Here is a 1,970-nt window from a genome sequence, read left to right as displayed (position 1 = left end):
CCGTTTTGAGCTAGCCAATGCCATTCGCGCCCTGTCCATGGATGCCGTTCAGAAGGCCAAATCCGGCCACCCGGGCGCCCCCATGGGTATGGCTGATATCGCCGAGGTGCTATGGAATGACTACCTCAAGCATAACCCCTCAGACCCCAAGTGGGCCGATCGTGACCGCTTTGTGCTCTCCAATGGCCACGGCTCCATGCTGCTTTACTCGCTGCTCCACCTCAGCGGCTACGAGCTAAGCCTGGAACAGCTGCAGAATTTCCGCCAGTTGCACTCGCCCACCGCGGGCCACCCAGAGTTTGGCTACGCACCAGGCATTGAGACCACCACCGGGCCGCTGGGTCAGGGCTTTGCCAATGCCGTGGGCTTTGCCATCGCGGAAAAAACCCTGGCGGCGCAGTTTAACCGCCCTGGGCACACCATTGTCGATCATCACACCTGGTGTTTCCTGGGTGACGGCTGCTTAATGGAAGGCATCTCCCACGAAGCGGCCTCCCTGGCCGGTACCCAGCAGTTGGGTAAGTTGATCGCGCTTTATGACGACAACGGCATCTCTATCGATGGCGAAGTGGAAGGCTGGTTTACCGACGATACTGCCAAGCGTTTTGAAGCTTACGGCTGGCACGTGGTGCCCAATGTGGATGGTCACAAGCCTGAAGAGGTGAAAGCCGCTATTGAGCTGGCCAAGAGCCACGACGATAAGCCGAGCCTGATTATCTGCAAGACCATCATTGGCTTTGGTGCCCCTAACAAGCAGGGTAAAGAGGAAGCCCACGGCGCGGCGCTAGGCGACGACGAAGTGGCCCTGGCCCGCATCCAACTTGACTGGCCCCATGCGCCCTTCCATATCCCTGAGCCGATCTACTCCGCCTGGGATGCCCGTGAAGCGGGCAAAGCGGCTCAGCAGGCGTGGGACGCGCGGTTTGCCCGCTACGCGGAAGCGTTCCCTGCAGAAGCGCGGGAGTTCACCCGCCGGATGAAACGCCAGTTGCCCGCGGAACTGCCCACCGAAGCCTTGATTGAGCAGGCCCAAGAGCGTGGCGAGACCATTGCGTCACGCAAGGCCTCGTTCGAAGTGCTGAATGTGATTGGCCCGCAAATGCCGGAGCTGTTGGGTGGCAGTGCCGACCTGGCGCCGTCTAACCTGACCTTCTGGAAAGGCGCCCAAGCGATCACCCCGGAAGATGCTAGCGGCAACTACCTGCACTACGGTGTCCGTGAGTTTGGCATGGGGGCAGTCATGAACGGGATCGCCCTGCATGGCGGCCTGGTACCTTACGGCGCAACCTTCCTGATCTTCATGGAGTACATGCGCAACTCGATCCGCATGGCATCGCTGATGGGCCAGCAGGTGATTTACGTGTTTACCCACGACTCCATCGGCCTGGGGGAAGATGGCCCGACTCACCAGCCCATTGAGCAGCTCACCAGCCTGCGTACCACGCCGAACCTCAATACCTGGCGCCCTTGTGATGCGGTCGAAACCGCCGCCTCTTGGGACGCCGCCATCAAGCGTCACTCCGGCCCCACGGCGCTGGTGCTATCACGCCAGAACCTGCCCCACCAGCAGCGCACTAAAGCGCAGTTGGCGGCGATTCAAAACGGGGCGTATGTTCTTAAAGACCCGGTTCTGAAAGATAGCGAAGGCACGCCCAAAAAGCCGGAGTTGATTCTGATTGCCACCGGTTCTGAAGTCGGTCTGGCGATGGACGCTGCCGCCGAGCTTGAGCAGCAGGGCAAAGCGGTGCGCGTGGTTTCCATGCCCTCGGCTTATCGCTTTAACGGCCAGGACGCCGAGTACCGTGAGAGCGTGTTGCCTAAAGCGGTGACCAAGCGTATTGCTATCGAAGCCGCCCACGCCGACTACTGGTACAAGTACGTGGGCCTGGAAGGCCGCGTGATCGGCATGACCACCTACGGCGAATCCGCGCCGGCGGGCGATCTGTTCAAACACTTCGGCTTTACCGTCG

General features: G+C 60.7%; 1 protein-coding gene. It reads left to right on the top strand.

What is annotated here, in order from left to right:
* Positions 1-1,970: transketolase (gene tkt, locus HZU72_RS23550; protein ID WP_180096369.1), on the top strand; the 1,970-nt coding region annotated here is incomplete at both ends.

Source organism: Vreelandella sedimenti (assembly GCF_013416325.1).
GTDB classification, from domain to species: Bacteria; Pseudomonadota; Gammaproteobacteria; order Pseudomonadales; family Halomonadaceae; genus Vreelandella; species Vreelandella sedimenti.
Note: the sequence above shows the minus strand (reverse complement) of the source record. Positions and strands in the feature narration are given on the sequence as shown.